This is a genomic window from Variovorax paradoxus (assembly GCF_040544635.1).
Lineage (GTDB): Bacteria > Pseudomonadota > Gammaproteobacteria > Burkholderiales > Burkholderiaceae_C > Variovorax > Variovorax paradoxus_R.
In genome coordinates this window covers 295919-318232 of the sequence record NZ_JBEPKJ010000001.1, presented here as the reverse complement: position 1 = coordinate 318232, position 22314 = coordinate 295919, and the positions used below count along the sequence as shown (strand labels likewise).

At 65.9% G+C, this 22314-nt stretch carries 24 protein-coding genes; 12 read left to right on the top strand and 12 right to left on the bottom strand.

What is annotated here, in order from left to right:
- Window position 1: 1 nt before the first annotated feature.
- The 3 genes from infA to ABIC94_RS01545 form a co-directional block, all read right to left on the bottom strand.
- On the bottom strand, window positions 2–274 hold the full coding sequence (gene infA / locus ABIC94_RS01555; protein ID WP_015867950.1) for a translation initiation factor IF-1: 273 nt from the start codon (window positions 272–274) through the stop codon (window positions 2–4).
- Window positions 275–335: 61 nt separating this feature from the next.
- Entirely contained in the window at window positions 336–602 is a 267-nt protein-coding gene (locus tag ABIC94_RS01550; protein WP_354371411.1) for a hypothetical protein, read from the bottom strand.
- 386 nt (window positions 603–988) lie between these two features.
- On the bottom strand, window positions 989–2044 hold the full coding sequence (locus tag ABIC94_RS01545; protein WP_354370818.1) for a sugar phosphate isomerase/epimerase family protein: 1056 nt from the start codon (window positions 2042–2044) through the stop codon (window positions 989–991).
- A gap of 127 nt (window positions 2045–2171) precedes the next feature.
- On the opposite strand from ABIC94_RS01545, the gene ABIC94_RS01540 reads away from it, so the two are divergent.
- Window positions 2172–3062 (top strand): gamma-glutamyl-gamma-aminobutyrate hydrolase family protein, encoded by an 891-nt coding sequence (locus tag ABIC94_RS01540; protein ID WP_354370817.1) that lies wholly within the window; start codon window positions 2172–2174, stop codon window positions 3060–3062.
- Window positions 3063–3084: 22 nt separating this feature from the next.
- Here the strand turns inward: ABIC94_RS01540 and ABIC94_RS01535 are convergent, their stop codons facing one another.
- From ABIC94_RS01535 to ABIC94_RS01525, 3 genes are all read right to left on the bottom strand, one after another.
- Window positions 3085–3270, bottom strand: a complete 186-nt coding sequence (locus ABIC94_RS01535) for a hypothetical protein (RefSeq protein ID WP_354370816.1) — start codon at window positions 3268–3270, stop codon at window positions 3085–3087.
- Window positions 3271–3364: 94 nt separating this feature from the next.
- The gene (locus ABIC94_RS01530; protein ID WP_354370815.1) at window positions 3365–4237 is read right to left on the bottom strand and encodes an N-formylglutamate amidohydrolase; all 873 of its coding nucleotides are present in this window, start codon (window positions 4235–4237) and stop codon (window positions 3365–3367) included.
- A 12-nt stretch (window positions 4238–4249) separates the two neighbouring features.
- Complete coding sequence (locus ABIC94_RS01525; RefSeq protein ID WP_354370814.1) at window positions 4250–5212, bottom strand: tripartite tricarboxylate transporter substrate binding protein BugE; 963 nt, start codon at window positions 5210–5212, stop codon at window positions 4250–4252.
- Window positions 5213–5324: 112 nt separating this feature from the next.
- Here ABIC94_RS01525 and ABIC94_RS01520 point away from each other — a divergent pair, with 112 nt between their 5' ends.
- The gene (locus tag ABIC94_RS01520) at window positions 5325–6254 is read left to right on the top strand and encodes a LysR substrate-binding domain-containing protein (protein ID WP_354370813.1); all 930 of its coding nucleotides are present in this window, start codon (window positions 5325–5327) and stop codon (window positions 6252–6254) included.
- A gap of 42 nt (window positions 6255–6296) precedes the next feature.
- Here the strand turns inward: ABIC94_RS01520 and ABIC94_RS01515 are convergent, their stop codons facing one another.
- Window positions 6297–7295: a tripartite tricarboxylate transporter substrate binding protein gene (locus tag ABIC94_RS01515; protein WP_354370812.1), complete on the bottom strand. Its 999-nt coding sequence runs from the start codon at window positions 7293–7295 to the stop codon at window positions 6297–6299.
- The gene (locus tag ABIC94_RS01510; RefSeq protein WP_354370810.1) at window positions 7292–10234 is read right to left on the bottom strand and encodes a DNA topoisomerase III; all 2943 of its coding nucleotides are present in this window, start codon (window positions 10232–10234) and stop codon (window positions 7292–7294) included. Before ABIC94_RS01510 ends, ABIC94_RS01515 begins: the two co-directional genes overlap by 4 nt.
- Before the next feature lie 183 nt (window positions 10235–10417).
- On the opposite strand from ABIC94_RS01510, the gene ABIC94_RS01505 reads away from it, so the two are divergent.
- From ABIC94_RS01505 to ABIC94_RS01495, 3 genes are read left to right on the top strand one after another with little or no spacing between them, the layout of a single operon-like run.
- Entirely contained in the window at window positions 10418–11059 is a 642-nt protein-coding gene (locus ABIC94_RS01505) for an SET domain-containing protein (RefSeq protein WP_354370809.1), read from the top strand.
- Window positions 11060–11902 carry a biotin--[acetyl-CoA-carboxylase] ligase gene (locus ABIC94_RS01500; RefSeq protein WP_354370808.1) on the top strand — a complete coding sequence of 281 codons (843 nt, stop codon included), beginning with the start codon at window positions 11060–11062 and terminating at the stop codon, window positions 11900–11902.
- Window positions 11899–12108 (top strand): sporulation protein, encoded by a 210-nt coding sequence (locus tag ABIC94_RS01495; RefSeq protein WP_354370807.1) that lies wholly within the window; start codon window positions 11899–11901, stop codon window positions 12106–12108. Before ABIC94_RS01500 ends, ABIC94_RS01495 begins: the two co-directional genes overlap by 4 nt.
- A 12-nt stretch (window positions 12109–12120) precedes the next feature.
- Here ABIC94_RS01495 and ABIC94_RS01490 read toward each other — a convergent pair whose 3' ends face one another.
- The 3 genes from ABIC94_RS01490 to ABIC94_RS01480 all read right to left on the bottom strand — a co-directional run bounded on the left by ABIC94_RS01490 (window position 12121) and on the right by ABIC94_RS01480 (window position 14830).
- Window positions 12121–13566, bottom strand: a complete 1446-nt coding sequence (locus tag ABIC94_RS01490) for a sensor histidine kinase (RefSeq protein ID WP_354370806.1) — start codon at window positions 13564–13566, stop codon at window positions 12121–12123.
- 38 nt (window positions 13567–13604) lie between these two features.
- Complete coding sequence (locus ABIC94_RS01485) at window positions 13605–14279, bottom strand: response regulator transcription factor (RefSeq protein WP_354370805.1); 675 nt, start codon at window positions 14277–14279, stop codon at window positions 13605–13607.
- Window positions 14280–14344: 65 nt separating this feature from the next.
- The gene (locus ABIC94_RS01480) at window positions 14345–14830 is read right to left on the bottom strand and encodes a MarR family winged helix-turn-helix transcriptional regulator (RefSeq protein ID WP_354370803.1); all 486 of its coding nucleotides are present in this window, start codon (window positions 14828–14830) and stop codon (window positions 14345–14347) included.
- Between the two features lie 145 nt (window positions 14831–14975).
- Here ABIC94_RS01480 and recA point away from each other — a divergent pair, with 145 nt between their 5' ends.
- From recA to ABIC94_RS01465, 3 genes are all read left to right on the top strand, one after another.
- The gene (gene recA / locus ABIC94_RS01475; RefSeq protein ID WP_354370802.1) at window positions 14976–16094 is read left to right on the top strand and encodes a recombinase RecA; all 1119 of its coding nucleotides are present in this window, start codon (window positions 14976–14978) and stop codon (window positions 16092–16094) included.
- Window positions 16095–16140: 46 nt separating this feature from the next.
- Complete coding sequence (recX, locus tag ABIC94_RS01470; protein WP_354370801.1) at window positions 16141–16608, top strand: recombination regulator RecX; 468 nt, start codon at window positions 16141–16143, stop codon at window positions 16606–16608.
- Between the two features lie 112 nt (window positions 16609–16720).
- Window positions 16721–17452, top strand: a complete 732-nt coding sequence (locus ABIC94_RS01465; RefSeq protein ID WP_354370800.1) for a hypothetical protein — start codon at window positions 16721–16723, stop codon at window positions 17450–17452.
- 21 nt (window positions 17453–17473) lie between these two features.
- On the opposite strand, the gene argC is transcribed toward ABIC94_RS01465, so the two are convergent.
- On the bottom strand, window positions 17474–18397 hold the full coding sequence (gene argC / locus ABIC94_RS01460) for an N-acetyl-gamma-glutamyl-phosphate reductase (RefSeq protein ID WP_354370799.1): 924 nt from the start codon (window positions 18395–18397) through the stop codon (window positions 17474–17476).
- Between the two features lie 206 nt (window positions 18398–18603).
- Here argC and sucC point away from each other — a divergent pair, with 206 nt between their 5' ends.
- The 4 genes from sucC (at window position 18604) to ABIC94_RS01440 (ending at window position 22296) form a co-directional block, all read left to right on the top strand.
- Complete coding sequence (gene sucC / locus ABIC94_RS01455) at window positions 18604–19770, top strand: ADP-forming succinate--CoA ligase subunit beta (RefSeq protein WP_354370798.1); 1167 nt, start codon at window positions 18604–18606, stop codon at window positions 19768–19770.
- A 10-nt stretch (window positions 19771–19780) separates the two neighbouring features.
- Window positions 19781–20674, top strand: coding sequence for a succinate--CoA ligase subunit alpha (sucD, locus tag ABIC94_RS01450; RefSeq protein ID WP_354370797.1), 894 nt, complete (start codon window positions 19781–19783; stop codon window positions 20672–20674).
- A gap of 99 nt (window positions 20675–20773) precedes the next feature.
- Window positions 20774–21460: a YjbE family putative metal transport protein gene (locus tag ABIC94_RS01445; protein ID WP_354370796.1), complete on the top strand. Its 687-nt coding sequence runs from the start codon at window positions 20774–20776 to the stop codon at window positions 21458–21460.
- 26 nt (window positions 21461–21486) lie between these two features.
- A complete protein-coding gene (locus ABIC94_RS01440) occupies window positions 21487–22296 on the top strand; it encodes a Stp1/IreP family PP2C-type Ser/Thr phosphatase (RefSeq protein WP_354370795.1) in 810 nt (269 codons plus the stop codon).
- The last annotated feature ends 18 nt before the right edge of the window (window positions 22297–22314 follow it).

The window sequence follows — 22314 nt, the reverse complement described above, 5'->3', positions numbered from 1 at the left end:
ATCAGCGGCGAGGTGCGTTGTTGTTGCCGGAGTTGGTCGGCGGCGGGCCGCGACGCTCCAGGTGACGGAAGGTGATACGGCCCTTGGTCAGGTCGTAAGGCGAGAGTTCGAGCGACACCTTGTCACCCGCCAGGATGCGGATGTGGTGCTTGCGCATCTTGCCGCCGCTGTAGGCGATCAGCTGATGGCCGTTGTCGAGCGTCACGCGGTAGCGCGAGTCGGGCAGGACTTCGGTCACTGCGCCGTTCATTTCGATCAGTTCTTCCTTGGGCATGTGTGATTACCTCTGAATTCTCGTTCGATGTGTGTTGGATATGAAAATGGGCGTAATTGTTTCAGCCTGCGCACGAAAGCGCGAGCAGGGCAGTGCTACGCGGGCTGCTGCTTTCGCGCACCCAGCAAAGGCCCTCGTCGACGGCATAGCGCACCGCGGCGGCGTGGCTGGCAAAGCGCGGCGTGAAACGCATCACGCGGTCGTGCATGCCGCTGCCGCGACCGGAGCGGATCGAGACGGACGCGGCGAAGTTGCCATCGTCCTGGTGGCGAATGAGCGGGGAAACAAGATACTTGCCCACCGCGATACTGTGTTGAATGATGTCCATGAAGCCTTGGCACCCTGCGCGAAAAGTGTGCGCAAAATGCCGAAAAAATAATTGAAAACGGGCGTGGGCCGGCCGGAATGGCGCGGCGGACGCGCTATTCGCTTCAACAAGAACGAAGGCAGTGGTGGCAATCATGGGCGCCCGGTCTGGCGCTCCAACACACTGTGAAGCCGGCTTGAAAATGAGAGGCCTGAAAAATCCAAGGGACGGTGCAGGTCAGCCGGCGGAGTGACGAAGTGCTTCGTCGTGGTATCGAAACGAACCCGACATTATAGCGCGCAGGGCATGACAGTTGCTTGTCTTAAAAACAACGCATTGGTGAAATCGGCGCCAAACACCCGCCGGCCAGCTGTTTGACGCTATCAAAAATATAGCTGAAGGGCGCCTCAGCCGATTCCTAGCATCCGCTTGTTGGCGGCGACGTCGACGCCGCCCGCCGCAAAATCGTCGAACGCCCGCTCGGCCACGCGAATGATGTGGTCGGCAATGAAGGCCGCGCCCTCGCGTGCGCCGTCTTCGGGGTGCTTGATGCAGCACTCCCATTCCAGCACCGCCCACCCCGGAAAGTCGTATTGCGCCATCTTCGAGAAGATGGCCTTGAAGTTCACCTGCCCGTCACCCAGCGAGCGGAAGCGGCCCGCGCGGTTGATCCAGCTCTGGAAGCCGCCGTACACGCCCTGCTTGCCGGTCGGGTTGAACTCGGCGTCCTTCACGTGAAAGATCTTGATGCGCTCGTGGTAGTGGTCGATGTACGCCAGGTAATCGAGCTGCTGCAGCATGAAATGGCTCGGGTCGTACAGCAGGCAGGCGCGCGGATGGTTGTTCACGCGCTCCAGGAACATCTCGTAGCTCACCCCGTCGTGCAGGTCTTCGCCCGGATGAATTTCATAGCCCACGTCCACGCCCGCCGCGTCGAACGCATCGAGGATCGGGCGCCAGCGCCGCGCGAGCTCGTCGAAGGCTTCCTCGATGAGTCCCGGCGGGCGCGGCGGCCATGAGTAGAGATACGGCCACGCCAAGGCGCCCGAGAAGGTCGCGTGCGCCGTGAGCCCGAGGTTGGCCGAGGCCTTCGCCGCGAAATGCAGCTGCTCCACGGCCCAATGCTGGCGCCGCACCGGGTCGCCGCGCACCTCGGGCGCCGCAAAACCGTCGAAGCCTGCGTCGTAGGCCGGATGCACCGCGACCAGCTGGCCTTGCAGATGGGTCGACAGTTCGGTGATCTCGAGCCCGTGCTTTGCGAGCGTGCCCTTGACCTCGTCGCAGTAGGTCTTGCTCTCGGCGGCTTTCTTGAGGTCGAACAGGCGCGCGTCCCAACTCGGGATCTGCACGCCCTTGTAGCCCAGGCCGGCGGCCCAGCCGGCAATGGCGTCGAGCGAGTTGAACGGGGCTTCGTCTCCTGCGAACTGGGCCAGAAATATGGCCGGGCCCTTGATCGTTTTCATGGCTTGTCTTCCTTCTTGGTCGTGGCGGCGTTGAAAGCATACTTGGCGTGTCGTCCGACCCCGTGCGAGAGGCCAAAGCGCCACAATGGACTTTCCTTTTCGCACAGCACGTCCTGCCAGTCCCGCGATGCCACAACCCGTCTCCGCCCGGCTGAAAATCGGCTTGTCTGCCTGCTTTTCCCACGCAGACCCGGCGCGCTCGCTGTTCACCAACAAGACGCTGCAATACGTCGAACAGTCGATCGCGCACTGGCTCATGTCGGCCGGCGCCATGGTGGTGATGGTGCCCTGCCCCACGGGCGAAACCGCGCGCGGCGACACCAAGCTCTCGCATTACGCCGAATGGCTCGACGGCGTCGTGATGCACGGTGGCGCCGACGTGTGGCCCGGCAGCTACGGCGAGGTGCCGCTCAAGGATGCATGGGTCGGCGACCGCATTCGCGACCTGTACGACCTGGCATTGGTCGAGGCCTTCGAACAGGCCGGCAAGCCCATCTTCGGCGTGTGCCGCGGGCTGCAGCTGATCAACGTTGCGTTCGGCGGCACGCTGTACCAGGACATCGAGGCGCAGCACCATCACCCCGAAACCGTCCGGCACCGCGACCCGGTGACCTACGACCAGAATTTTCACCAGATCGAGCTCGTGGAGGGCACGCGCCTGGCCAAGCTTTACCCCGAGGTGAAGACCGCCAAGGTCAACAGCATTCATCACCAGGGCGTGAAAGACCTCGCGCCGGGTTTCGAAATCGAGGCCTGGAGCCTGCCCGATCGCGTGCCCGAGGCCATACGGCGCCGCTCCGACAAGGGCCGCAGCTACATCGCCGCCACGCAGTGGCACCCCGAGTTCCATAAGTACGGCAGCACCGAAACCGTGGACGACACGCCCATCCTGCACGACTTTCTGTGGGCCTGCGCCACCGCGAAGGTGGCGCCCCGCACCGCCGCGCCGGACGCCGGGCCCGGCCGGATCCGTGACCGTGCAGCGCGGGTGCTGCGCCAGGCGCTGCTGCGGCGCTGACGCAACCGGCCGGCTGGCGCTACTAGCGCCGTTCGGAACGGTTCGTGCTGCCGCTGACGCCGGCGTCGATGGTGCCGAACACCGTGACGCCGCTGCCGGACGACGAAGTGGCGCGGTCGCTGTTGCTGCTTGCCGACCCCGTGCCGGCGCAGCCCGCCGCCAAGGCGCCTATTGCAATGGCAAGAACAACTGCAATGAATGGCTTCACGGAAAACTCCAGGCAATGGTGAGACTTGCGGTCACTATAGGCCGGGGCTTTTCCGGCCCTGCAGCAACACACCTGCCGCCGGCAGGGTTGTTGATCAGCGCGGATCGGTGGCCAGCAGCATCTCGACCAGCGACCTCAGGTGCTCCTGCAGCCGCGCTGCGCCCGCTTCGTCGAGCGCCAGGGTGGCCTCGTCCATGTAGAGCTTGCGGTTGATCTCGATCTGGATGCTGTGCCGGTTCTCCGCCGGCCTGCCGTGGCGGCGCACCAGCTCCACGCCCTTGTACGGATGGTTGTAGTCCACGCTGTAGCCCTGCTCGCGCAGGTGTTCGCAGATTTTTTTCGACAGCGCCGGATCGGCCGTACTGCCGTCACGGTCGCCGATCACGAAGTCCGCATGCGCAAGGCCCGGAAAGTCCGTGGCATGGCTGCCCGCAATCGCCGGCATCGAGTGGCAGTTGATGTGGATGCTGTAGCCGTGACGCGCGTGCGCGTCATCGATGGCCTGGGCCACCGCGGCGTGGTATGGCCGCCAGCAGCTGTCGATGCGCCCGCGCACCTCGTCCACGGTGAGCAGCCGGTCGTAGATCGGCAGGCCCTCGTCGGTGAGCTTCCAGACCAAGCCCTTGCCGAGCCGCACCTTGGAAAGCACGCGCGGGTCGTCCGAAAGCGGCTCGGTCCAGGGGCCGTCGAGCAGCGCGGTGTCGAGCTCGGTGGTGTCGCGGTTGGCGTCCAGGTAGCTGCGCGGAAAGTGCGCCTCGATCCACGCTGCGCCCATGGCGGGCGCGAAGGCATAGAGCTTCTCGACGTGCGTGTCCTCGGCCCGGCGCAGCGTGGCGATGTCGCACACGGGCCGGAAATCCTCGGGGTAGACGGTGCCGCTGTGCGGCGAATCGAGCACCAGCGGCGTGTGCCCGGCGACGCTCGTCACCTGGGCGCGGGTTTGGATCAGTTTCAGGACAGGATGCATAGGCGGCCGGGGTCAATCCAATCGGATGCGGGCAAAGGCCGCGACTTTCTTCATCTTCTCGATCTCGCTGTCGATCTGCTTGGCGAACTCGGCGGGCGTGGTGCCCGACGCATAGAGCCCCTGCAGCGCCAGGCGTTCGCGCACCGAGCTGTCCTTCAGCGCGGTGGCCACGGCCTGCTGCATGCGCAGCGCGATGTCGGCCGGCGTGCCGGCGGGCGCCACCAGCCCGAACCACGACGGATCGTTGTTGGCCGGGTAGCCGAGTTCGCGATACGTCGGCACTTCGGGCAGCACGTCGAGCCGGCTGCTCCAGGACACGGCCAGTGCCTTCAGCTTGCCCGCCTTCACGTGCGGCAGCGAAGAAGCCACCTGATCGAAATACACCGGCACCTCGCCAGCGAGCACGTCGTTGATGGCCGGGCCCGCACCGCGATAGGGGATGTGCACCATCGAGGTTCCGGTGCTGCTCTTGAAGAGCTCGCCCCACATGTGGCCGATGGTGCCGTTGCCCGGTGACGCATAAGACACCTTGCCCGGGTTCGCCTTCAGGTACTTCACGAGTTCCGCGAAGCTGTTCACCGGCAGCACCCGCGGGTTGATGACGACCACGCCCGGCGCCTTCACCAGTTCGGTCACCGCCACGAAGCCCTTGATCGGGTCGTACGGCAGCTTCTGGTACACGGCCGGATTCACGCCGTGGGTAGAGAGCGTGGCCACGCCGAAGGCGAGGCCGTCCGGCGCGGAGCGGGCCACCTCGGCCATGCCGATCGAGCCGCCGGCACCGGCGCGGTTGTCGATGACCACGGGCTGCTGGAGGATCCTGGCCAGCGGCTCCGACAGCACGCGCGCCGTGATGTCGGTGGCGCCGCCGGGCGGGAAGGGCACGATCATGCGGATCGGCTTGCCTTGGGCAAAAGATATTCCTGGAGCGACAGAAACGGCGGCCAGGGCGGAAAGAAGATGACGACGTTGCATGGGGGCTGTTCCAATGAGGCAGAGGGTAATGAAGCAAAAGTTGCTGCATCACTTCAAGCAAAGGATAGACCAGCTAACATTCTGATCTGGAATGTTTTAATGGGCTTCAGCCATGTCGCTCCGCCGCCTCAACCCGCCCCTGAACCTGCTGCGCGCTTTTTCCACCGTGGTGCGCTTCGGCGGCGTCTCGCGCGCCGCCGAGGCGCTGCACCTGACGCAGGGCGCGGTCAGCAAGCAGGTTCAGGAGCTGGAGCGCTGGATCGGCGTGCCGCTCTTCGAGCGCAGCCGCAAGCGGCTGGCGCTCACGCCTGCGGGCGAGCGCTACGAGAAATCCGTGCGTGCCGTGCTCGCGCAGCTGGAGGCCGCCACGCTGGAGTTCATTACCAGCGGCGACGGCGGCGGCGCGCTGCACCTGTCCACCCTGCCGACCTTCGGTGCCAAGTGGCTCATTCCGCGCCTGCCCGACTTCCAGCGTCGCCATCCCCAGATCACGCTGCATTTCGTGCCCTACACGCATGGCTACGACTTCGAGCGGCCCGAGCTCGATTGCGCCATCCTGTTCGGCGACGGCCACTGGCCCGGGGCTCGTTCGCACTACCTGGCGGGGCAGGACGTGGCGCTCATCGCGCCGCGTGCCGGCCAGGCCGAAGTCGCCATTCGCACGCCGCAGGACGTGGCGCGCTGCACCTTGCTGCGCCACGTGACCGTGCCTCAATCGTGGCTGCAATGGAGCGAAACGCACGGCGTGCGCGGGCTCGATCCGCTGGCCGGCCCGCAGTTCGACCAGTTCCAGACCATGATCCGCGCCGTGATGGTGGGCATGGGCGTGGCGCTGGTGCCGCGCTGCCTGGTGCAGGACGAAATCGCTTCGGGGTTGGTGGACGAGCCGCTGCCGGGCGGCGGCTACCGCGGCAACGAGGGCTACTGGTTCTGCTACCCCGAGGGCCGCGGCCAGCTGGCCACGCTCGACCACTTCCGCCGCTGGCTGCTGGCGGAGGTCGATCGCAACGCGCAGACTCCCGAGGCCCCGGCCTTTCCCTGACCGGCGCGGAGAAGCTCCGCCGCCGGCGCGCGATGGGTCGGGTTATTCGGGCTTGGCGCCCGATGCCTTCACCGCGCCGCCCCAGCGCTGGATTTCGTTCGCCACGAAGCGGTCGAACTCGGCACCCGTGGTGGGCGCGGGCTCGGAGCCCCGGTCGCGAATGAAGCGCCCCATCTGCTCGCTCTTGAGGATTTCCGTCACTTCCTGGTTCAGCCGCGCCGTGATTTCGGGCGGCGTGCCGCGCGGCGCCATCAGGCCGAGCCAGCCCACGGCTTCGAAGTCTTTGGTGCCGGCCACGCCGCTTTCGCGCACGGTGGGCACCTCGGGCAATTGCGAGGAGCGCCGGGCCGAGGTCACCGCCAGCGCAATCGCCCTGCCCGACTTGATGTGCGGCAGCGCTGCCGTCACCGAATCGACCATCAGCGGCACCTGGTTGCCCAGGAAATCCGCCTGCGCCGGCCCGCTGCCGCGGTACGGAATGTGGGTGATGAAGACGCGCGCCGCCGATTTGAACATCTCGCCCGAGAGATGCTGCGTGCCGCCGATGCCGGCGCTCGCGTAGCTCAGCCTGCCGGGCTCGGCCTTGGCGCGCGCGGCCAGGTCGGCCATGCTGCGGATGCCGCTTTCTGGCGTGGCAAGGAACACCAGCGGAACCGTGGCGATGAGCGAAATGCCCACCAGGTCCTTGCGCGGATCGAAGCTCGGCTTGGCGTAGAGCGTCTGGTTCACCGCCATGGCGCTGCCGGCCACCACCAGCGTGTAACCGTCTGCCGGTGAGCGCACCACGAACTCGGTGCCTATGTTGCTGCCGGCGCCGGCCTTGTTGTCCACGATGACTGGCTGGCCCAGCCGCTTGCCGAGCTGCTCGGCCAAGGCGCGCGCGAAGATGTCGGTGGCCTGCCCGGGCGGGAAGGGCACCACCAGCTTCACGGGCCTGTCGGGCCACGCAGCGGCCTGCGCCAGGCCGGCCGCGCCGCCAAGCAGCAGTGCCGCGCCGGCAGCAGCCAGTCCCTTGTTGAAACGCCTGCGGCCCGCCGTCATGGCGCCGAGAGGTGCTTGCCCACGATGCCCGCGAGTTCGAACATCGTCACCTGGTCCTTGCCGAACACCGGCTTGAGCTTGGCGTCGGCATTGATCGCGCGCTTGTTGGTCGCGTCCTGCAAGCCGTTGGCCTTGATGTAGTCCCACAGCTTCTTGATGACCTCGGTGCGCGCCACCGGTTCGGCGCCGATCACCGCGGCCAGCGAGTCGCTCGGCTTCAGGCCCGCGCCGGGTTTGCGCGGCGCGGCGGCTTTCTTCGCGGCCGGCGCCTTCTTGGCGGCGGGGGTCTTCTTCGCCGCCACTTTCTTGGCTGCGGCGGTCTTGCCCGCCGGCGCTGCCTTGCCGAAGGTCTTGCGCGGCGGGAACTTGCTGCCGCCTTCGCGCGGCGCGAACTCGAAGGTCACCTTGCCCTCTTCGGCGTTCCAGGTCAGGAAGGCCTTGAAGGCGCGGCGCGTGCGCATGCTCACGAACTTGTCGAGCAGGTCGGTCTTGCCGGTGGCGAGCAGCTTTTCCATCTGCGCGCGCTCCACTGGCTGCTGCAGGATGATCTTGCCGGTCTTGAAGGTGCAGGTCGGCGTCGGTTGTGCGTTGGTGGGCACCGACTTCTCGCAGACGTAGTTGCTGCCGTGCTCGAACACCGGCGCGCCGCAGACCGGGCACGGGCCCACGGTGTCCTGCTCGCTGAAATCGACGATTTCGCCGGTGTCGCCGTTCTTGTCGTCGCCGAAGTCGAACTCCAGCTTCCAGTTCTTCGCTTCCTCGTCGAACTTCAGGACGATCTCGGAGGTGAAGGGCCAGCCGGCCTTGGAGCGGAAGCCTTCCAGCGGGCCGATGTGCTTGTCGCGCAAGAGCACTTCCGCCTCGGCCACCTCGAAAGTGCGCCCCGCCGGCGACTTGCCGAACGAGAAGCCGCAGGGTTCCCGCCCCGGCTTGCCGGTGCAGCTGTAGCGGCGGTAGTTTTCCTTCACTACGCCGCCGCAGTTGGGGCAGGGCGTGTCAAGCGTGGCGTAGTCGCCGGGCACGGTGTCGCGGTCGTATTCCTTGGCCTTCTTGACGATGTGCTGCGTCATCTCGGCAATTTCGCGCATGAAGGCGTCGCGGCTCAGCGCGCCCTTTTCCATTTGCGCGAGCTTGTATTCCCATTCGCCCGTGAGTTCGGCCTTGGAGAGTTCCTCCACGCCGAGGCCGCGCAAGAGCGTCATGAGCTGGAAGGCCTTGGCCGTGGGGATGAGCTCGCGGCCTTCGCGCAGCATGTATTTCTCGGTGATCAGGCCTTCGATGGTGGCGGCGCGCGTGGCTGGCGTGCCGAGGCCCTTTTCCTGCATGGCCTCGCGCAGCTCGTCGTCGTCGATGGTCTTGCCGGCGCCTTCCATGGCGCCCAGCAGCGTGGCTTCCGAATAGCGCGCCGGCGGCCGGGTCTTCAGTGCCTTCAGGTCGGCCGATTCGGTCTTCACCGTTTCGCCGGGCTTCACCACCACCAGGTTCTTGCCGTCCTTCTCGTCGTCGTCGTTGATGGCTTCCTTGCCCCAGATGGCGAGCCAGCCCGGCTTGACCAGCACCTTGCCGTCGCTGCGGAACGGGTACTTCTTGCCGCCGGCCTCCACCGTGCTGATGCGGGTGGTCACCTGGAATTCGGCGCTCGGGAAGAATACCGACATGAAGCGGCGCACCACGAAGTCGTAGAGCTTCTGCTCGGCGTCGGAGAGGCCGCTCGGCGCCTGCAGCGTCGGAATGATGGCGAAGTGGTCCGACACCTTGGCGTTGTCGAAGATGCGCTTGTTCGGCTTCACGTAGCTGCCGTCGACCGCCTGCTGAGCGAAGGGCGCGAGATGCTTCATGCCGCTGGTGGCGAGCATCTTCATCGTGTCCTTCACCACCGGCAGGTAGTCCTCGGGCAGTGCGCGCGAATCGGTACGCGGGTAGGTCAGCGCCTTGTGGCGTTCGTACAGGCTCTGCGCCAGCGCCAGCGTGGTCTTGGCCGAGAAACCGAAGCGGCCGTTGGCCTCGCGCTGCAGTGAGGTCAGGTCGAACAGCATCGGCGAGGCCTGGGTGGTGGGCTTGCTTTCCTCCGTCACCGTGGCGGGCTTGCCGCGCGCCGCATCGGCGATTTCGCTCGCTTCGCGCTCGCTCCACACGCGGTCGGCGCGAATCTCCGCGTCGGCCGTGCCGTCGGGGCCCGGCGGCGGCTTCTTGAAGTTGGCGTCGAACCACTTGCCGGGGTACTGGCCGGCCTCGGCCTGGAACACGCCGTGGATTTCCCAGTAGTCGCGGCTCACGAACTTGCGGATTTTTTCCTCGCGCTCGACCACCACCGAGAGCGTGGGCGTCTGCACGCGGCCCACGGTCGTCAGGAAGAAGCCGCCGTCGCGCGAATTGAAAGCCGTCATGGCGCGCGTGCCGTTGATGCCCACCAGCCAGTCGGCCTCGGAGCGCGAACGCGCGGCGTCGGCCAGGCCCTGCATCTGCTTTTCGGTGCGCAGCGCATCGAAGCCGTCGCGAATGGCCTGCGGCGTCATCGACTGCAGCCACAGGCGCTTCACCGGCTTGTTCAGGCCGGTCTTGCCGCCCGCGTACTGCTCGATCAGGCGGAAGATCAGCTCACCCTCGCGGCCCGCGTCGCAGGCGTTGATGAGCTGCGTCACGTCCTTGCGCTTGGCCTGCTTGACCACGGCGTTCAGGCGCGTCTTTGTCTTGTCGACCGGCTTCAGGTCGAAGTGGGGCGGAATCACCGGCAGGTTCGCGAAGCTCCACTTGCCTCGCTTGACGTCGAACTCCTCGGGCGCCTGGATTTCGACCAGGTGGCCGACGGCGCTGGTCACGACGTAGCTTTCGTTCTCGAAATGCTCGTCGTGTTTGTCGAACTTGCCGGCCACCGGCGTGAGGGCGCGGACGATGTCCTGTGCCACCGACGGCTTTTCTGCAATTACCAAAGTCTTCATCAACATTCCTAAAAGAGTTCCCAGGCCGGCGCCGAGCCGCCTCAAGGCGGCCTGCGGCCCCCTTCGGGGGGCAGCGACGACACGCAGTGCGAGAGCGTGGGGGCCACATACAATCTGCGGCTTCCCGCGTGTGCGCACGCGCACACGCGCATGTGTGCATATTCAACCTAACAGACTTCGGCGATGCCTTCCAAATCCCCACAATTCGCCGGCCGCCGCATTCAGATGCGGCGTTCGGATGTCCACGGCAACGGCGTGTTCGCCGTGGACAACTTGGCCGAAGGCGAGACGCTGATCGAATACAAGGGCGAGGTCATCAACTGGAAAGAGGCGCTGCGCCGCCATCCGCACGACCCGGCCCAGCCGAACCACACCTTCTACTTCCACATCGACGACGGGCGCGTGATCGACGGCAACGTCAAGGGCAACGCCGCCCGCTGGATCAATCATTCGTGCGAGCCGAATTGCGAGGCCGATGAGGTCGATGGGCGCGTTTATATCAAGGCGCTGCGCAACATCGCTGCAGGAGAAGAGCTCAACTACGACTACGGCCTGATCATCGACGAGCCCTACACGCCGAAGCTTCTGTCCGAGTTTCCGTGCTGGTGCGGCTCCGAGAATTGCCGCGGCACGCTGCTGACGCCCAAGGACGAAGAAGAAGAAAAGAAAAAGAAGAAAAAGGCCAAGAAGAAGGCTGAAAAGAAAAAAGCCGCGAAACAGGCCGAGAAGCAGGAAGCCAAAAAGGCGGACAAAAAAGCCGAAAAAAAGGCTGAAAAGAAGTCGGAAAAAAAGAAGTCCAGGAAGGACGAGGCCGACAAGGGCTGAATGAGCATGAGCACCCAGGCTGGCTGGTTCGAAGACCGGATCGCCGCGGCGGTGGCGCCGCTGCTGCCCGGCTTTGCGGTCGAGGCCGTGGCCGAGATCGATTCGACCAACACCGAGCTGATGCGCCGCGCGCGAGCCGGCCACACCCCGCCAGTCCTGCTGGTGGCCGAGCGCCAGACCGCCGGGCGCGGCCGGCTCGGCCGGCCGTGGCAGAGCGCGCAGCAGAGCGAAGAAAAGACCGCCGCCTCCCTCACCTTCTCGCTGGGCCTGCCGCTCGCGCCGCGCGATTGGTCGGGTCTTTCGCTGGCCGTAGGCGTCAGCGTGGCGGAAAGCCTCGATCCCTCGGGCGACGCGAAGGTTGCGCTCAAGTGGCCCAACGACCTGTGGGTGAACGACCGCAAGCTGGCCGGCATCCTGATCGAAACCGCCATGCCGCACGCTGGACGTGCCGACGTGCCGGCCCCTCCGCGCTACCTGGTGATCGGCATCGGCATCAACATCGGCCCCCGCGAAGCGGAGGGCATGCGCACGCCGCCGGCATGGTTGCGCCAATGGCGCCCCGATGCCACCGCGCCCGACGTGCTCGCCGAACTGGCCGCGCCGCTGGTGCGCAGCGTGCAGACCTTCGAGGCGCAAGGCTTCGCGCCCTTTGCCGAACGTTTTGCCGCGCGCGATGCGCTGCGCGGGCGCGAGGTTCAGCTCAGCGACGGCAGCTTCGGCCTGTGCGAGGGCGTGGCCTGGGGCGGCGAACTGCAGGTGCGCACGGCCGAGGGCTTGCAGATGATCTCCAGCGACGAAGTCAGCGTGCGTCCACGCGGCATGGCTTTTGAAGGTCCGCGATGAAGCTGCGTCTTGTATTGATTGTTCTTCTTCTCGCCAATGCGGGCTACTGGCTGTGGGCGCGCGGCGATCTGGCCGGCTTCGGGCTGGTGCCGGCAGGCATCACCGAGCGAGAGCCGCAGCGCCTCTCGCGCCAGGTTCATCCGGAGTGGCTCCAGATCCGCAAGGATGGCAAGAGCGGCAACGGCACCACCACCGCCGCGCCCTGAACGCCTTGCGGCTCAGGGCACAAGCTCTTCGCCCTCGAAGCGCACAGTGAAACGCGCGCCCGGCGGTTGCCGGCCCGGGTGTGCATCTTCGAGCTTCACCTGGGCATGGTGCTGGTTGGCGATCTCCCGCACGATCGGCAAGCCCAGCCCCGAACCGTCGGCCTCGTTGCCGAGCACGCGGTAGAACGGCTCGAACACCAGCTCGCGGTCCGATTCCGCGATGCCCGGACCGTTGTCTTCCACCTGCACCAGCACCACGTGGCCGAAAGGGTCCGCCAGCACGCGCGCGGTGATCACGCCCGGCCGCTCGGGGGTCGACGGCGTGTAGTTGATGGCGTTGTCGACCAGGTTGCGTATCAGCTCCTTCAGCAAGGTCGGGTTGCCTTCGAGCACCACGCCCGGCGCGCCCGCTTCGGCGCCGTCGTAGCCGAGGTCGATGCGCTTTTCGATGGCACGCGGCACGGCTTCGCGCACCACTTCGATGGTGAGCCGCGCCAGGTCGCAGGGCTGGCGGCCGGTGCCGGCGCCGGTGCTTTCGGCGCGCGCGAGCGAGAGCAGCTGGTTCACCGTGTGGGTGGCGCGCACGCTGGCGCGGCCGATCTGCTTGAGCGACTGCTTGAGCTCGTCGGCGTTGGCGCCTTCGCGCTGCGCCAGGTCGGCCTGCATGCGCAGGCCCGCGAGCGGTGTCTTGAGCTGGTGCGCCGCATCGGCAAGAAAGCGCTTTTGCGTGTGGATCGAATCGTTGAGCTTGTCGAGCAGCTCGTTGACCGACGAGACCAGCGGCACCACTTCGAGCGGCACCGACGATTCGTCGAGCGGGCTCAGGTCGCCCGGCCGGCGCTCGCGGATGCGCGCCTCCACCACCGACAGCGGCTTGATGCCGCGCACCAGCGCCAGCCAGATCAGCAGCACCGCGAGCGGCAGGATCGCGAACTGCGGCAGCAGCACGCCCTTGATGATTTCGGTGGCCAGCACCGACTGCTTCTCGCGCGTTTCGGCCACCTGCAGCAGCGCGGGCGCCGAGTCGTCGCCGCCGTCGGCCAGCCAGAGCGAGGCCACGCGAACCGGCTTGCCGCGCATCTCGCCGTTGCGAAGCAGGACCACGCCCGTGTCCGGCGGCTCGTCGGTGTTGGGGTGCGGCACGTCGGCTTCGCCACTCAGGAGCTTGCCGTGGCTGTCGAGCACCTGGTAATAAACGCGGTCGGCATCGTCGGCGCGCAAGATCTCGCGCGCCGGCTGCGGCAGCACGAACTGCGTCTGGCCCTGTTGCACCGTGACGAGCCGCGCCAGCGTCTGCACGTTGTATTCGAGCGCGCGGTCGAAGGGCGCGTTGGCAATGCCCTGTGCCACCAGCCACGTGACGCCGATGCTCACCGGCACCAGCAGCAGCAGCGGCGTGAGCATCCAATCGAGGATCTCGCCGAACAGGGAGCGCTGCGCGCGCTGAAACAGTTTCAAGGCTTACGGCCTCCGATGCCGCCGGGCACGCCCGGACGTCATTGCTGGATTTTTTCGAGGCAGTAGCCGAGGCCGCGAACCGTGGCGATGCGCACCGGCCCCTTCTCGATCTTCTTGCGCAGGCGGTGGATGTACACCTCGATGGCGTTGAGGCTCACTTCCTCGCCCCATTCGCACAGGCGCTCCACCAGTTGGTCCTTGCTCACCAGGCGGCCGGCGCGCTGCAGCAGCACCTCGAGCAGGCCGAGTTCGCGCGCCGAGAGCTCGACCATCTTGCCGTCGATGGTCGCCACCCGGCCGGCCTGGTCGTACACCAGCGGGCCGTGCTTGATCGTGTTGCTGGTGGCGCCCATGCCGCGCCGCGTAAGCGCCCGCACGCGCGCTTCGAGCTCCTGCAGGCTGAAGGGCTTGGCCATGTAGTCGTCGGCGCCGTGGTCCAGGCCCTTGACGCGTTCTTCCACGCTGTCGGCCGCGGTGAGCACCAGCACCGGCAGTTGCGAGCCGCGCGCACGCAGGCGCTTGAGAATCTCGATGCCATGCAGGTTGGGCAGCCCGAGATCGAGAATCAGCAGGTCGAACTCGCTGTGCGTCATGAGCGCGGTGTCGGCCTGCGAGCCGTTCGCCACGTGGTCGACCGCCGCGCCCGAAGTGCGCAGGCTGCGCAGCAGGGCATCGGCCAGCACCTGGTCGTCTTCGGCAATCAGAATCCGCATGAGCCACCTCCGGCCGGTTCGGGCGCCGCGCCGGCGCCGTTCACATTTGTCTCTCCCAGCCGAGTCTAGCCCCCTGTGTAGGCTTCCAGACCGATGGTTACCACGGTGGCGACGTCGTTGCCGACGCTGGCGCGGAATTCGCGCTCGGCCTGCGTCACCGCGCTGCGGAAGGCGTCGAGCCACGCCAGCCCGTCGGCGGTGAAAAGCACGCGCCGCGCCCGCGCGTCGAGCGGGTCGGGCCCGCGCGTGACCAGGCCCCAGGCCTCGCACTGGTCCACCAGCGCGCCCATGGCCTGCTTGGTCATGCCGGCGCGCTCGGCCAGTTCGGTCAGGCGCGAACCCTCGCGCGCCAGGTGCCGCGTGATGTGGATGTGCGCGGCGCTCACCTGGGCCCGCGCGGCGAGGTTCGACAGCGCCAGCGGCACGTCGATATCGTGCGCCATGAGTTCGAGCACGCGCTCGTCGAAGCGGCGCATCGCATGGCCCAGCAGGCGGCCCAGGTGGGTTTGCCGCCAGGCGTCGGGGTCGGTCGGAAAAGCGGTTTCGGCCATCCGCCAATAGTAAAGCAAACTGACCAAAAAATGGGTTTACTCAAACCCATGAGCCCCTACACTACTGTTCAAGCATCCAGCCTGTGATTAAAAGCAGATGGATGGCAGTCACACACAAACCGTTGATTTTCAAGGAGATTTCCACATGGACGCAGTCGTCAAGGGCGCAAGCATCTCGGTCGCCAACAGTGAAAAGGCCAAGGCCCTGCAGGCCGCGCTGGCCCAGATCGAAAAGCAGTTCGGCAAGGGCACGATCATGCGGCTCGGCGAAGGCGAGGCGCTCGAAGACATCCAGGTGGTCTCCACCGGCTCGCTCGGCCTGGACATTGCGCTGGGCGTCGGCGGCCTGCCGCGCGGCCGCGTCATCGAAATCTACGGCCCGGAATCGTCGGGCAAGACCACGCTCACCTTGCAGGTCATCGCCGCCATGCAGAAGCAGGCCGGCACCTGCGCTTTCGTCGACGCCGAGCATGCGCTCGACGTGCAATACGCCCAGAAGCTCGGCGTGAACCTGTCCGACCTGCTGATCAGCCAGCCCGACACCGGCGAGCAGGCGCTTGAAATCGTCGATTCGCTGGTGCGCTCGGGCGCCGTCGACCTGATCGTCATCGACTCGGTCGCCGCGCTCACGCCCAAGGCCGAAATCGAAGGCGAAATGGGCGACTCGCTGCCCGGCCTGCAGGCCCGCCTGATGAGCCAGGCGCTGCGCAAGCTCACCGCCACCATCAAGAAGACCAACTGCATGGTCATCTTCATCAACCAGATCCGCATGAAGATCGGCGTGATGTTCGGCTCGCCCGAAACCACCACCGGCGGCAATGCGCTGAAGTTCTACGCCTCGGTGCGCCTGGACATCCGCCGCATCGGCACCATCAAGAAGGGCGACGAAGCCATCGGCAACGAAACCAAGGTCAAGGTGGTGAAGAACAAGGTCAGCCCTCCGTTCAAGACGGCCGAGTTCGACATCCTGTTCGGTGAAGGCATCAGCCGCGAAGGCGAAATCATCGACATGGGCGTGACCGCCAAGATCCTCGACAAGGCGGGTGCCTGGTACGCCTACAACGGCGAAAAAATCGGCCAGGGCCGCGACAACGCACGCGAGTTCCTGCGTGAGAACCCCGAGCTGTCGCGCGAAATCGAGAACAAGGTGCGCGAGTCGCTGGGCATTCCGCTGCTGGCGGCCGATGCCGACACCCCCGCGACCGAAAAAGCCGAGAAGCCCGCGAAGGCAGCCAAGGCCGAGAAGGCCGACAAGGGCGAGTAAGCAAGGGCAGCGCGGCCTCCTGCGGGGCCGCGCGAGTGCGACCCACATGGCTTTCGGTGCCCCCTCTCTCAAAGGCCGCGCATTGCGGCTCCTGAGCCAGCGCGAACATTCGCGCGCGGAGCTGGAGCGCAAGCTGGCCAAGCACGAAGAAGAACCCGGCACGCTGGCCCGCGCGCTCGACGAACTGGCCGCCAAGGACTTCATCAGCGAGCCGCGCGTGGTGGCTTCGGTGCTGAACCAGCGCGCGGCCCGGTCGGGCGCATTGCGGGTGCGGCAGGAGCTGCAAGCCAAGGGCATCGCGCCCGAGGCGATTGCAGAAGCCGTGGCCAGCCTGCAGGACACGGAAGTGGAGCGCGCCACGGCCCTGTGGCGCCGCCGTTTCGACGCACCGCCCGCCGATGCGAAGGAGCGCGCCAAGCAGATGCGGTTTCTGCTGGCACGCGGCTTTTCGGGCGCAGTGGTGGCCAAGGTGCTCCGGAGCGATTTCGACGGCAACGACGAACAAGGCGGATGACGCCTGCCGCATCGCCGCACGCCTGCCGACGTTGCGGCCGCCAATGGCATGATCGGCCCCGGCCGGTCCCGCACGAGGACCGCCTTCATAAAACTTCGGAGGAGGAAATCTCATGTCTTCAGGACCTGCAGGCCAGCCGTCGCTCGTGCGCACGGGCGCCAAGGCCGGCGCCGCTTTTGTCGGATCGGTGGTCAAGGGCGGCTTGCTCTCGCTCATCCTCGGCGGCGGCGCCTTCTTCTACTACGTGAGCCAGTTGCAGGGCCCCGGCAACGCCGCGGCGCGCGCGGGCGGTGCGGGCGCCGCACTCGCGCTGATCACCTCGCCGCCGCTGCTGGTGGCCGTCTTGCTGGGGGCGTTCGTGGTCGTGTACGTGATGCTGGGCGTGGCGCAGGGCCGCGCACGTGCCATGCAGCACCTCGTGGCGGCACGCGGCGAGGCTGTTTCACAAAAGCTGGGTGGCGCGATCGCGGGGCGTATCGAGGCCATGCCGCGCACCCACGGCACGCTGCAGCGCGCGGCCGACTGGTTGTCGGTCGATGCCCTGAGCAAACAACTCGCGCCGGTGCTGGGTGAAGGCAAGGCGGTGCGCTCGGTGGTCGGCTTCGTGCTGAACCGGCTGCCGCTGAGCGACATGCTCGCCGAATGGCAGCAAGGCCGCGCAGCGCATGGTGAGCCGGCGGCAGGAGAAGAGGGCGCCGTGCAAGACCCCGCACTGCGCGCTCTGCTCACGCGCCGCATCAACGAAACGCTGCAGGAAATGTCGACGCCTTCACGCAAGCCGCTCTACATCGCGCTGGGCGCGCACGCGGTGCTGCTGGGCGTCGGCCTCTGGCTCGTCAGGTGAACTGAGAACGATGGCTGGCGCTCAGAGCGCCAGCATCAGCTTCAGGTTCTGCACCGCGGCGCCGCTGGCGCCCTTGCCCAGGTTGTCGAGGCGCGCAATCACCACGGCATGGCGGTGGTCTTCATTCGGGAACACGCGAATCTCGAGCTGGTTGGTGTCGTTGAGTGCCAGCGCGTCGAGCTTGCCGTCGTCGGTGGGCGGCAGCACTTTCACGAACTGTTCGGGCGTGTTGCTCTTGGCGTAGTGCGCGGCCAGCGCGTCCTGCAAATCGCCCGACTTCGGCTTGCCGGGCAGCAGGTCGAGGTGCAGCGGCAGTTGAACCAGCATGCCCTGCTTGAAATTGCCCACCGAAGGAATGAAGACCGGCCGGCGGGTCAGGCCGGTGTACTTCATGATTTCGGGGATGTGCTTGTGCTTGAGGCCGAGCGCGTAGGTTTCGAAAAGCGGCGCCTGGCCTTTTTCGTAGTCCTCGATCATGGCCCGTCCGCCACCCGAATAGCCGCTCACCGAGGGTAGCGAAATCGGAAAATCGGCCGGCAGCAGGCCCGCATCGACCAGCGGACGCACCATGGCGATGGCGCCCGTGGCGTAGCAACCCGGGTTGCCGACGCGGTCGGCCGCGGCCACGGCCTGCCAGTGGCCTTCCGCCAGTTCAGGGAAACCGAACACCCAGCCGGGCGCCACGCGGTGCGCGGTGGAGGCGTCGATGATCTTGGGCTTCTTGCCCGGCAGCTGGTCGATCAGCGCGACCGACTCGCGGGCCGCGTCGTCGTGCAGGCACAGCACCACCAGGTCGACGCCGGCCATCAGCTCGCGCTTGGCGTTCACGTCTTTTCGCAGCTCGGGCGCAATGCTCACGAGTTCGATTTGCGGCATCGTCTGGAGCCGCTCGCGAATTTGCAAGCCGGTGGTACCGGCTTCGCCGTCGATGAAAACCTTGGCCATATCGGAGTATCCGTGGGGTGGCTAGAAGAAAGTACGTATTGACCGCAAGGTCACGTCGAGTATTGGTGCGCCGCACCATGATACAGTCCGCGGTTGTTCGCCGCCCCCAGCCGTCAGGTTGCCGTCGCCCGCGAACAACAGAGCCAAAGACGCCTCAGACCCCAGACCTCCCGTTCTCAACTTCCTCCTTCCGAGAGACATCCCTCATGAAGATTCACGAGTACCAAGGCAAGGAAATTCTTGCCAAGTTCGGCGTGCCGGTGCCGCGCGGCATTCCGGCCTATACGGTTCAGGAGGCGGTCGAGGCCGCCCAGAAACTTGGAGGCCCGGTCTGGGTCGTCAAGGCCCAGATCCACGCGGGTGGCCGCGGCAAGGGCGGCGGCGTCAAGGTCGCCAAGTCCATCGAAGACGTCAAGAAGCTCGCCGGCGAAATCCTCGGCATGCAGCTCAAGACCCACCAGACCGGCCCCGAAGGCCAGAAGGTGCGCCGCCTCTACATCGAAGATGGCGCCGACATCAACAAGGAATACTACGTCTCGGCCGTGACCGACCGCGCAACGCAAAAAATCGCGTTCATCGCTTCGAGCGAAGGCGGCATGGACATCGAGGAAGTGGCCCACTCCACGCCCGAGAAGATCATCACGGTCTACGCCGACCCTGCAGCCGGCCTGACCGACGCGCAAGCCAAGGAAATCGCCGACGGCATCGGCATGCCGGCCGATTCGACCGCGCAAACGGTCGACATCCTGAAGAAGCTCTACGCCTGCTACATGGAGACGGATGCCTCGCTGGTCGAGATCAACCCGCTCAACCGTGACAGCAAGGGCAACGTCATGGCGCTGGACGCCAAGTTCAACTTCGACAGCAACGCGCTGTTCCGCCACCCCGAAATCGTGGCGCTGCGCGACCTCGACGAAGAAGACGCGGCCGAAGTCGAAGCCTCGAAGTTCGACCTCGCCTACATCTCGCTCGACGGCAACATCGGCTGCCTCGTGAACGGTGCCGGCCTGGCCATGGCCACCATGGACACCATCAAGCTGTTCGGCGGCGAGCCGGCCAACTTCCTGGACGTGGGCGGCGGCGCCACCCCCGAGAAGGTCACCGAAGCCTTCAAGATCATGCTGAAGAACAAGAATGTCGAGGCCATCCTCGTCAACATCTTCGGCGGCATCATGAAGTGCGACACCATCGCCACCGGCGTGATCGCAGCCTGCAAGGCCGTGAACCTGCAAGTGCCGCTGGTCGTTCGCATGAAGGGCACCAACGAAGTCGAAGGCAAGAAGCTGCTGGCCGATTCGGGCCTGCCGATCATCAGCGCCGACACCATGGCGGACGCGGCCCAGAAGGTCGTCGCAGCAGTCAAGAAGGCCTAAGGAACAAGTCATGTCGATCTACATCAACAAAGACACCAAAGTCATCACGCAAGGCATTACCGGCAAGACCGGTCAGTTCCACACCGAGAAGTGCCAGGAATACGCGAACGGCAAGAACGCCTTCGTGGCGGGCGTGAACCCGAAGAAGGCCGGCGAGTCGATCTTCAACATCCCGATCTTCGGTTCGGTGAAGGAAGCCGCGTCGCAAACCGGCGCCACCGTGTCGGTGATCTACGTGCCGCCGGCTGGCGCGGCCGCCGCCATCTGGGAAGCCGTCGAGGCCGACCTGGACCTGGCGATCTGCATCACCGAAGGCATTCCGGTTCGCGACATGCTCGAAGTGCGCAACAAGATGAAGGCCAAGGAAGCGGCCGGCGGCAAGAAGACCTTGCTGCTGGGCCCCAACTGCCCCGGCCTGATCACGCCCGACGAAATCAAGATCGGCATCATGCCCGGCCACATTCACCGCAAGGGCCGCATCGGCGTGGTCTCGCGCTCGGGCACGCTCACGTATGAAGCCGTGGCGCAACTCACCGAAATCGGCCTCGGCCAGTCGTCGGCAGTCGGCATTGGCGGCGACCCGATCAACGGCCTGAAGCACATCGACGTGATGAAGGCTTTCAACGACGATCCGGACACCGACGCGGTCATCATGATCGGCGAAATCGGCGGCCCCGACGAAGCCGACGCAGCCCGCTGGTGCAAGGAACACATGAAGAAGCCGGTGGTCGGCTTCATCGCCGGTGTTACCGCTCCTCCCGGCAAGCGCATGGGCCATGCCGGCGCGCTGATCTCGGGCGGTGCCGACACCGCCGATGCCAAGCTCGCCATCATGGAAGAGTGCGGCTTCACGATCACGCGCAACTTCTCGGAGCTGGCAAAGCTGCTCAAGGCACAGCTCTAAAACGCAGCAGCTCTCCTCTCCTGCACACCACGCAAAAAGAAAAAAGCGCCCGCAAACCCTGCGGGCGCTTTTTTCACTACAACACAGTGGAACAGAGACATGGAACTCCTTCAAAGCACCGATTTCTGGATCGGCCTGGTCAAGATTGTCTGGATCAACATCATTCTTTCGGGTGACAACGCCGTGGTGATTGCCATGGCTGCCCGTTCGCTGCCGCCCGCGCAGCAGCAAAAAGCCGTTCTGTTCGGCTCGGGCGCAGCCGTGGTGCTGCGCATCGTGCTGACCATCGTGGCCGCCAAACTGCTGGCGCTGCCCTACCTGCAGATACTGGGCGGCCTGCTGCTGCTGTGGATCGGCCTGCAGCTGCTCGGCGAGGAAGAAGAGGGTGATGGCGAGGCCAAGGAATACGGCAGCATGCTGGCGGCCGTGCGCACCATCTTGCTTGCGGACCTGGTCATGAGCCTGGACAACGTCATTGCCGTGGCGGCCGCCGCGCAGGGCAGCATGGTGCTGCTGGTGCTCGGCCTGGCCATCAGCATTCCGCTGGTGATTTTTGGCAGTACGCTCATGATCAAGCTCATGGAACGTTTTCCGATCATCGTCATGCTGGGCGCCGCACTCATCGGCTGGGTCGGCGGCGAGACCATCGTCAACGACGTGTCGCTGCATGGCATGCTCGCGGCCAACCCCTGGCTGCACTATGCGGCCGCGGCCGCCGGTGCGTTTTTCGTCGTGGCCGCGGGCCGCTTGCTGCAACAGCGCGCCCGCGCTGCTGCCGGGCGCTGAACGCCGCGCGCCCCCGCTAGTACACCATGGCGAGTGTCGGCGCATCCCTCTTTTCCAATCGGCCCCCGCTGTCCTGGGAGTTCGCCGCGCTGACGGATGTCGGCCGCGCGCGCGCCCACAACGAGGACGACCTCCATGTCGATGCGGCGCTCGGCCTTGCCGTGCTGGCCGACGGCATGGGAGGCTACAAGGGCGGTGAGGTGGCCAGCGCCATGGCCGTGTCGCTGGTGCATGCCAGCTTTGCCCGATGGTTCGCGCAGGCCGGGCCGCAAGCCCCCGCGCGGGTGATCCGGCGTGCCCTGCAGGCCGCCACCGACGAGGCGAATTCGGCCATTCTCGAAGCCGGCATTGCCAATGACGAGCTGCAGGGCATGGGAACGACCCTGGTGCTGGCGGCTTTCCGGCCTCAACGGGTGCTGGTCGGCCACATCGGCGATTCGCGCTGCTACCGGCTTCGCAACAACAAGCTCGAGCAGCTCACCCGCGACCATTCGCTGCGGCAACAGCAGCTCGACGCCGGCGCGATCACCGCCGAGGAAGCCCTGCATTCGCCCCATCGCAACCTCGTGACCCGCGCGGTCGGCGTAGAGGCACAAGTTGTGCTTGAAATGCACGAACACACCGCGAGACCTGACGATCTGTATATGCTGTGCTCCGACGGGCTCAGTGAGATGATCTCGGATGCGCAGCTTTTCACGCTTTTGAATCACGATGTCGAGCTTCAGCAGAAAGCAGCACTTTTGGTTGCAATTGCAAACGACAATGGCGGTCGGGATAACATTTCCGTTGTCCTGGCGAAAGCGCGCGTCGGTGACGCGCCTGGCGCCGCCTACTAGTAGTTGCAGGCACGGACG

What these genes read in the sequence shown, in the direction of transcription:
- infA (WP_015867950.1), bottom strand. Translation starts at nt 274, where the DNA reads ATGCCCAAGGAAGAACTGATCGAAATGAACGGCGCAGTGACCGAAGTC.
- ABIC94_RS01550 (WP_354371411.1), bottom strand. Translation starts at nt 602, where the DNA reads ATGGACATCATTCAACACAGTATCGCGGTGGGCAAGTATCTTGTTTCC.
- ABIC94_RS01545 (WP_354370818.1), bottom strand. Translation starts at nt 2,044, where the DNA reads ATGAAAACGATCAAGGGCCCGGCCATATTTCTGGCCCAGTTCGCAGGA.
- ABIC94_RS01540 (WP_354370817.1), top strand. Translation starts at nt 2,172, where the DNA reads ATGCCACAACCCGTCTCCGCCCGGCTGAAAATCGGCTTGTCTGCCTGC.
- ABIC94_RS01530 (WP_354370815.1), bottom strand. Translation starts at nt 4,237, where the DNA reads ATGCATCCTGTCCTGAAACTGATCCAAACCCGCGCCCAGGTGACGAGC.
- ABIC94_RS01525 (WP_354370814.1), bottom strand. Translation starts at nt 5,212, where the DNA reads ATGCAACGTCGTCATCTTCTTTCCGCCCTGGCCGCCGTTTCTGTCGCT.
- ABIC94_RS01520 (WP_354370813.1), top strand. Translation starts at nt 5,325, where the DNA reads ATGTCGCTCCGCCGCCTCAACCCGCCCCTGAACCTGCTGCGCGCTTTT.
- ABIC94_RS01515 (WP_354370812.1), bottom strand. Translation starts at nt 7,295, where the DNA reads ATGACGGCGGGCCGCAGGCGTTTCAACAAGGGACTGGCTGCTGCCGGC.
- ABIC94_RS01510 (WP_354370810.1), bottom strand. Translation starts at nt 10,234, where the DNA reads ATGAAGACTTTGGTAATTGCAGAAAAGCCGTCGGTGGCACAGGACATC.
- ABIC94_RS01505 (WP_354370809.1), top strand. Translation starts at nt 10,418, where the DNA reads ATGCCTTCCAAATCCCCACAATTCGCCGGCCGCCGCATTCAGATGCGG.
- ABIC94_RS01500 (WP_354370808.1), top strand. Translation starts at nt 11,060, where the DNA reads ATGAGCATGAGCACCCAGGCTGGCTGGTTCGAAGACCGGATCGCCGCG.
- ABIC94_RS01495 (WP_354370807.1), top strand. Translation starts at nt 11,899, where the DNA reads ATGAAGCTGCGTCTTGTATTGATTGTTCTTCTTCTCGCCAATGCGGGC.
- ABIC94_RS01485 (WP_354370805.1), bottom strand. Translation starts at nt 14,279, where the DNA reads ATGCGGATTCTGATTGCCGAAGACGACCAGGTGCTGGCCGATGCCCTG.
- ABIC94_RS01480 (WP_354370803.1), bottom strand. Translation starts at nt 14,830, where the DNA reads ATGGCCGAAACCGCTTTTCCGACCGACCCCGACGCCTGGCGGCAAACC.
- recA (WP_354370802.1), top strand. Translation starts at nt 14,976, where the DNA reads ATGGACGCAGTCGTCAAGGGCGCAAGCATCTCGGTCGCCAACAGTGAA.
- recX (WP_354370801.1), top strand. Translation starts at nt 16,141, where the DNA reads ATGGCTTTCGGTGCCCCCTCTCTCAAAGGCCGCGCATTGCGGCTCCTG.
- ABIC94_RS01465 (WP_354370800.1), top strand. Translation starts at nt 16,721, where the DNA reads ATGTCTTCAGGACCTGCAGGCCAGCCGTCGCTCGTGCGCACGGGCGCC.
- argC (WP_354370799.1), bottom strand. Translation starts at nt 18,397, where the DNA reads ATGGCCAAGGTTTTCATCGACGGCGAAGCCGGTACCACCGGCTTGCAA.
- sucC (WP_354370798.1), top strand. Translation starts at nt 18,604, where the DNA reads ATGAAGATTCACGAGTACCAAGGCAAGGAAATTCTTGCCAAGTTCGGC.
- sucD (WP_354370797.1), top strand. Translation starts at nt 19,781, where the DNA reads ATGTCGATCTACATCAACAAAGACACCAAAGTCATCACGCAAGGCATT.
- ABIC94_RS01445 (WP_354370796.1), top strand. Translation starts at nt 20,774, where the DNA reads ATGGAACTCCTTCAAAGCACCGATTTCTGGATCGGCCTGGTCAAGATT.
- ABIC94_RS01440 (WP_354370795.1), top strand. Translation starts at nt 21,487, where the DNA reads ATGGCGAGTGTCGGCGCATCCCTCTTTTCCAATCGGCCCCCGCTGTCC.